The sequence below is a fragment of the Pantoea sp. R102 genome (assembly GCF_004916815.1).
In the GTDB taxonomy this organism is placed as follows: Bacteria; Pseudomonadota; Gammaproteobacteria; order Enterobacterales; family Enterobacteriaceae; genus Pantoea; species Pantoea dispersa.
The window spans coordinates 1-6,815 of the sequence record NZ_SDFT01000063.1 but is presented as its reverse complement, the minus strand read 5'-3'; the positions used below and the strand labels follow the sequence as shown (position 1 = coordinate 6,815).

The 6,815-nt window shown below is 58.3% G+C and carries 6 protein-coding genes and 1 pseudogene; 4 read left to right on the top strand and 3 right to left on the bottom strand.

Features of this window, described 5'->3' with window-relative positions; translation table 11 throughout:
* From glgC to glgP, 3 genes and pseudogenes are all read left to right on the top strand, one after another.
* A pseudogene (glgC, locus tag ERD80_RS08605) lies at nt 1–349 on the top strand (glucose-1-phosphate adenylyltransferase); the annotation flags it as partial.
* A gap of 62 nt (nt 350–411) precedes the next feature.
* Entirely contained in the window at nt 412–1,845 is a 1,434-nt protein-coding gene (gene glgA / locus ERD80_RS08600) for a glycogen synthase GlgA (RefSeq protein WP_136546545.1), read from the top strand.
* 21 nt (nt 1,846–1,866) lie between these two features.
* On the top strand, nt 1,867–4,314 hold the full coding sequence (glgP, locus tag ERD80_RS08595; protein WP_058769996.1) for a glycogen phosphorylase: 2,448 nt from the start codon (nt 1,867–1,869) through the stop codon (nt 4,312–4,314).
* Between the two features lie 84 nt (nt 4,315–4,398).
* Here glgP and ERD80_RS08590 read toward each other — a convergent pair whose 3' ends face one another.
* Both ERD80_RS08590 and ERD80_RS08585 read right to left on the bottom strand, forming a co-directional pair.
* A complete protein-coding gene (locus ERD80_RS08590) occupies nt 4,399–4,956 on the bottom strand; it encodes a DcrB family lipoprotein (RefSeq protein ID WP_021508019.1) in 558 nt (185 codons plus the stop codon).
* A gap of 115 nt (nt 4,957–5,071) precedes the next feature.
* Nucleotides 5,072–5,737: a 7-cyano-7-deazaguanine/7-aminomethyl-7-deazaguanine transporter gene (locus tag ERD80_RS08585; protein ID WP_021508018.1), complete on the bottom strand. Its 666-nt coding sequence runs from the start codon at nt 5,735–5,737 to the stop codon at nt 5,072–5,074.
* Nucleotides 5,738–6,041: 304 nt separating this feature from the next.
* Between ERD80_RS08585 and tusA the strand changes: the two genes are divergently transcribed.
* A complete protein-coding gene (tusA, locus tag ERD80_RS08580) occupies nt 6,042–6,293 on the top strand; it encodes a sulfurtransferase TusA (RefSeq protein ID WP_021508017.1) in 252 nt (83 codons plus the stop codon).
* A gap of 18 nt (nt 6,294–6,311) precedes the next feature.
* Here tusA and ERD80_RS08575 read toward each other — a convergent pair.
* The coding region (locus ERD80_RS08575) for an HAD-IC family P-type ATPase (RefSeq protein WP_136546543.1) at nt 6,312–6,815 on the bottom strand (504 nt) is incomplete at its 5' end.

Here is a 6,815-nt window from a genome sequence, read left to right as displayed (position 1 = left end):
GGCCAAATTTGTCCAGGATCGATCCGGCAGTCACGGCATGACCATGAACTCGCTGGTCTCCGGCGGCTGCATTATCTCCGGCTCGGTGGTGGTGAATTCGGTGCTGTTCCCGCGCGTGCGCGTTAACTCGTTTTGCAATATTGATTCGGCGGTGCTGCTGCCCGATGTGGTTATCGGGCGATCGTGCCGTTTGCGTCGCTGCGTCATAGACCGTGCCTGCGTCATTCCGGAAGGCATGGTGATTGGCGAAAATCCGGATGAGGATAGTCGCCGTTTTTACCGTTCAGAAGAGGGCATCGTACTGGTGACGCGCGCCATGCTGGCCAAATTGGCCGCTGCGGGTCAGTAAGTGACGAAAGGCAAAGAACATTGCCGCGTGGAACGCGGGCGATAACACAATAGGGGTTCAGGATGCAGGTTTTACATGTCTGTTCAGAGCTTTTCCCGCTGCTAAAAACCGGCGGACTGGCTGATGTCGTCGGCGCATTGCCTCAGGCACAAATTGCCGAAGGTATGGACACGCGGGTGCTGATTCCGGCGTTTCCGGATCTGCGTAAAGGGATTCCTGATACCGAAGTGGTGGCGGAGCTGCAAACCTTTGCCGGGCCGGTCCGCTTGCTGTTTGGGCCCTTCAACGGCGTGGGAATATATTTGATTGATGCGCCGGGACTGTACGATCGTCCCGGCAGCCCGTACCACGATACGTCGCAGTTTGCCTATGTCGATAACTACCTGCGCTTTGCGCTGCTCGGCTGGATGGCGGCCGAGCTGGCCAGCGGGCTGGACACTTACTGGCAGCCGGACATCGTGCACGCGCACGACTGGCACGCCGGTCTGGCTCCGGCCTATATCGCCGCACGCGGACGTCCGGCGAAAACGGTGTTTACCGTGCATAACCTGGCGTATCAGGGGCTGTTTTCCGCGCGGCATCTGGACGAAATCCAGATCCCGCGCGCCTATTTTGAAATGCACGGGCTGGAATTCTACGGCCAGATTTCTTACCTAAAGGCCGGCCTGTTTTATGCCGATCATATAACTGCGGTCAGCCCGACCTATGCGCTGGAGATCACCCGGCCGGAGTTCGGCTACGGCATGGAAGCGCTGCTGGAGCAGCGGCTGCGCGAAGGACGGCTGAGCGGGATTCTCAACGGGGTCGATCCCGGCATCTGGGATCCGGCACACGACCTGTTGCTGACCGCCCGCTACGACCGCGACACGCTGGAGAGCAAAGCGGAGAATAAACGTCAGCTGCAGATTGCCATGGGGCTGAAGGTTGATGAAAAAGTGCCGGTGTTCTGCGTTATCAGCCGTTTAACCAAACAGAAAGGGCTGGATCTGGTGCTGGAAGCGCTGCCGGGACTGCTGGCGCAGGGCGGGCAACTGGTGCTGCTGGGCCAGGGCGATGCGGAACTGCAGCAGGGCTTCCTCGCCGCAGCCGCTGAGCATCCGGGCAGCGTCGGCGTGCAAATTGGTTATCACGAAGCCTTCTCGCACCGCATTGTCGGTGGCGCGGACGTCATTATGGTGCCCAGCCGTTTCGAACCGTGCGGTCTGACGCAGTTGTACGGCCTGAAATATGGCACGCTGCCGCTGGTCAGGCGCACCGGTGGACTGGCGGATACCGTACAGGACAGCTCGCTGGAAAACCTCGCCGACGGCGTAGCCAGCGGCTTCAGCTTCGAAGACAGCAATGCCTGGTCACTGCTGCGCGCGATTCGTCGTGCTTTTGTTTTATGGTCCCGTCCTTCACTCTGGCGTTATGTTCAGCGCCAGGCGATGGGGATGGATTTTAGTTGGCAGGTGGCAGCACAAGCCTACCGCGATCTTTATCAACGCTTGCTGTAATGAGAGATTGGGATACCGCATATGAACGCACCTTTCACCTATGCCTCACCCACGCTGACGGTTGACGCCCTCAAGCACTCAATCGCCTATAAGCTGATGTTTACCATTGGTAAAGATCCGTCGATCGCCAACAAGCATGAGTGGCTGAACGCCGCGCTGCTGGCGGTACGCGATCGCATGGTGGAGCGCTGGCTGCGCTCCAGCCGTGCGCAACTGTCGCAGGATGTGCGTCAGGTTTATTACCTGTCGATGGAGTTTCTGATGGGGCGCACGCTGGGCAATGCCTTGCTGGCGATGGGTATCTATGACGACCTCAACCAGGCGCTGGATGAGATGGGACTCGACCTCAGCGAGCTGATGGAAGAAGAGAACGACCCCGGGCTCGGCAACGGCGGTCTTGGCCGGCTGGCGGCCTGCTTCCTCGACTCGCTGGCCACGCTGGGCCTGCCCGGACGCGGCTACGGTATTCGCTACGATTACGGCATGTTCAAACAGAACATTGTTGACGGCCAGCAGCGTGAATCGCCGGATTACTGGCTGGAGTACGGCAACCCGTGGGAGTTCCAGCGCTTTAACACCCGCTACAAAGTGCGTTTTGGCGGGCGGTTGCAGCATGAAGGCAGCCGGGTGCGCTGGGTTGAGACCGAAGAGATCGTGGCGATGGCCTACGATCAGATCATCCCTGGCTTCGACACCGATGCCACCAATACGCTGCGGCTGTGGGGCGCGCAGGCCAGTAACGAAATCAACCTCGGCAAGTTTAATCAGGGCGACTACTTCGCGGCGGTGGAAGATAAAAACCACTCGGAGAACGTGTCGCGCGTGCTCTATCCCGACGACTCGACCTACTCCGGGCGCGAGCTACGTCTGCGCCAGGAGTATTTTCTCGTCTCCGCCACGGTGCAGGATATCCTCAATCGCCACTGGCAGATGCATGAAACCTGGGACAACCTGGCCGACAAAATTGCCATCCACCTCAACGATACCCATCCGGTGCTGGCGATTCCTGAGCTGATGCGTCTGCTGATTGATGAGCACAAGTTTACCTGGGACGACGCCTTTGAAGTCACCTGCCAGGTGTTCTCGTACACCAACCATACGCTGATGAGCGAAGCGCTGGAGACCTGGCCGGTGGACATGATCGGCAAGATCCTGCCGCGTCACCTCAGCATCATCTTCGAAATCAATGACTACTTCCTGAAGACCATTCAGGACTACTATCCGGACGACTGGGATCTGATGGCGCGCATCTCGATCATCGACGAAAACGATGGTCGCCGCATCCGCATGGCGTGGCTGGCGGTGGTGGTTAGCCACAAAGTTAACGGCGTGTCGGAGCTGCACTCTAATCTGATGGTGCAGTCGCTGTTCGCCGATTTTGCCCGTCTGTTCCCGGGGCGCTTCTGCAATAAAACCAACGGCGTGACGCCGCGCCGCTGGCTGGCGCTGGCCAACCCGGCCTTGTCAGAAGTGCTGGATGACGCCATTGGCCGCACCTGGCGTACCGATCTGGCTCAGCTGAGCGAGCTGGTGCCGCACATTGACTATCCGGCGTTTATTGAACAGATCGCCGATGCCAAGTTCGCCAACAAGAAGCGCCTCGCGGAGTGGGTGGCGAAGAATATGGATATCGTGCTGGATCCGCAGGCGCTGTTCGACGTGCAGATCAAGCGTATTCACGAATACAAACGTCAGCTGCTGAACGTGCTGCACGTCATCACGCGTTACAACCGCATCAAAGCCGATCCGACCGCAGAGTGGGTGCCGCGCGTCAATATCTTCGCCGGGAAAGCGGCGTCGGCCTATTACGTCGCCAAGCACATCATCCACCTGATCAACGATGTCGCCAACGTGATCAACAACGATCCGCAGGTGAAGAACAAGCTGAAGGTAGTGTTTATTCCTAACTACGGCGTCAGCCTGGCGCAGATCATCATTCCGGCGGCGGATCTCTCCGAGCAGATCTCTACCGCCGGCACCGAAGCCTCCGGCACCAGTAACATGAAGTTTGCGCTAAACGGCGCGCTGACCATCGGTACGCTGGACGGGGCCAACGTGGAGATGCGCGAGCACGTCGGCGCAGAGAATATCTTTATCTTCGGCAACACCACGCCGCAGGTGGAAAAGCTGCGCACTGAGGGCTATAACCCGCGTAAATACTATGAAGAGGATGCGGAACTGCACCAGGCGCTGACGCAAATCGCCAGCGGCGTCTTCAGCCCGCAGGAGCCAGGGCGCTACCGTAACCTGTTCGACGCGCTGGTCAACTTTGGCGATCATTATCAGCTGCTGGCGGATTACCGCAGTTACGTGGATACCCAGGATAAGGTGGATAAGCTTTATCGTCAGCCGGAAGAGTGGCAGCGGCGTGCGGCGCTGAACATCGCCAATATGGGCTATTTCTCCGCCGACCGTACCATTCAGGAGTACGCGGATGAGATCTGGCATATTTCGCCGGTGAGGTTATAAACGAGGCACATTCTGTAGCGGCGCAATTCATTGCGCGGTTTTTAACAACGCGCGATAAATCGCGCCGCTACCGTTGGTGCAAACTTACTTCAGGGTAATGCTCTTCACAATCGCATCGGCATCGCTCTGCGCCTGCTGCTGATTGTCGGCGGGCAGGGTGATCTGCAGTGTCAGCAGTTTACCGTCCACCTTCGCCAGAATAACCGAGGACCAGGAGGTCTGGTTATTGGCGGAAATCACCGTATCCAGCTGCTGTGCCGGCTGGTCTTTCAGCGTCACCGCTTTATTCGACACCACCTGCAGCTGCGGATCGCGGTTGCGCTGCTGCTGCTCCAGACGCTGAGCCAGCGCATCCAGTCCTTCACTGGTCGGATCGCCCGCAATCACGATAATTGCGCGCTGGCCGGTTTCATCGGCATACACGTGCATATTGGTGGATTCCGAACCCAGCTTGCCGCTCTTATCTGACATGCCTGCTGGCAGGCTGAAACTCAGCTTACCGTCCATCAGGTTTACTGTCTGTGCTGACTGACTGGCGCTGGCGCCGTTGCTGTTTGCCGCCGTGTCGTCTTTCTTCTGATCACACGCCGCCAGGCCTAACACCAGCAGGCCGATGCCCGCATATTTCACTAAGTTACGCATTCTTATCCCTTCGTAAGGTTTCCATCAGCCGTTATCAAAACGGAATCGGTGCTTAAAAGCAATCAGCGCTTTGTCAGGAAATCTTAGCGTGCCGTGGCGTTTCGTCTACGTTCAATTAGCCGAAATTCATCTGGCGCTGAGCCGAACGTTCCGCCAGGCGCTTAAGTGCCGCATTGAGCAGAACACCGTAAGCAGGCAGGAAGAAAACCATGCAGATCAGCACTTTGAAGCTGTAATCCACCAGCGCGATCTCCACCCAGTGGCTGGCCATGAACGGGTCCGGACTCTTATAAAAGGCGATAAAGAAGAAGGCCAGCGTATCGCTGATATTGCCGAGGAACATGGCACAGGCAGGCGCAATCCACCACTGCGGCAGTTTACGCAGGCGGTTGAACACGTGCACATCAAGAATCTGCCCCAGCGCATAGGCCATAAAGCTGGCGCAGGCGATACGCGCCACGAACAGATTGACCTCCTGCAGCGAGGCCCAGCCCTGCCACGCGCCCTGATAAAACACACACGACACGATGTAGGAGATAAACAGCGCCGGAATCATCACCGCAAGGATAATGCGCCGTGCCAGCGGTGCGCCAAAAATACGCACGGTGAGATCGGTGGCGAGAAAAATAAACGGGAAGCTAAACGCACCCCAGGTGGTGTGGAAGCCGAAAATCGCGACCGGCAGCTGCACCAGATAGTTACTGGAGGTAATCACCAGCAGGTGAAACAGCGATAGCCAGAATAGCGCATGCATGCGCTGACGAGCAGAGAAGTTGATCATAAAGGCCTTTTTTTAAAAATGGGGTGAGGGAACCCATCCTCTTCATACTTCAGGTTTTATGTGCGTTGGCTGCGCCTGCTCACCCCAGTCACTTACTTCAGTAAGCTCCTGAGGTGAGCAGGCTTGCCGCCTTCCTAAAACCTGAATTATTTTGAGGAATTGGCAGTAACATTAAAAAATCGGACGGCATCTTAGCGTGTTGCGCAACAAATGCAATGGTTAATTTTAGCGCAATCGTTCTCGCCTTGCGCGCGCGCTGTAGCGCGTTAGAATGAGCGCCCACCCTGAATAAAGACAGAGAATCATGAGCGATCCTTTTTCCGCTGCGGACCATACGCTTGATGCGCTTGGGCTGCGCTGCCCGGAGCCGGTGATGATGGTGCGCAAAACCGTGCGTACCATGCAGGCGGGCGAAACGTTGCTGATCATCGCCGACGATCCGGCGACCACGCGTGATATTCCCGGCTTCTGCCGCTTTATGGAGCATCAGCTGCTGGCACAGCAGACCGAGAGCCTGCCGTACCAGTATCTGATCCAGAAAGGCGCGGATGCCTGACCGCGGCATCCGCCCGCCTCAGCGCTGACGCAGCAGGCGCAGTGCGTTGGCGGTGACCAGCGCGGTGGCACCGGAATCGGCCAGCACTGCCAGCCACAGGCCGGTAAAGCCGAGCAGCGTGGTGACGAGGAAAATCGCCTTCAGCCCCAGCGCCAGCGCAATATTCTGACGGATGATGGCGCGCGTGCGGCGTGCCAGCTGCACGGTGCGCGGCAGAATCGCCAGGTTATTCTGCGTCAGAGCCGCATCGGCCGCTTCCAGCGCCACATCGGTGCCGCTGCCCATGGCAATCCCCAGCGTTGCGGCCTTCATGGCTGGCGCATCGTTGATGCCATCGCCGACCATCGCCAGCGGCTGTTGCTCGCCCAGTTCACGCACGGCGGCTACCTTATCCGCAGGCAACAGACCGGCGCGATAGCTGATGCCGAGTTCGGCGGCAATCGCGGCGGCGGCGCGCGGGTTATCGCCGGTCAGCATCACGCTGCGAATTCCCAGCGCCTGCAGCGCCGCCAGCGCACTGCG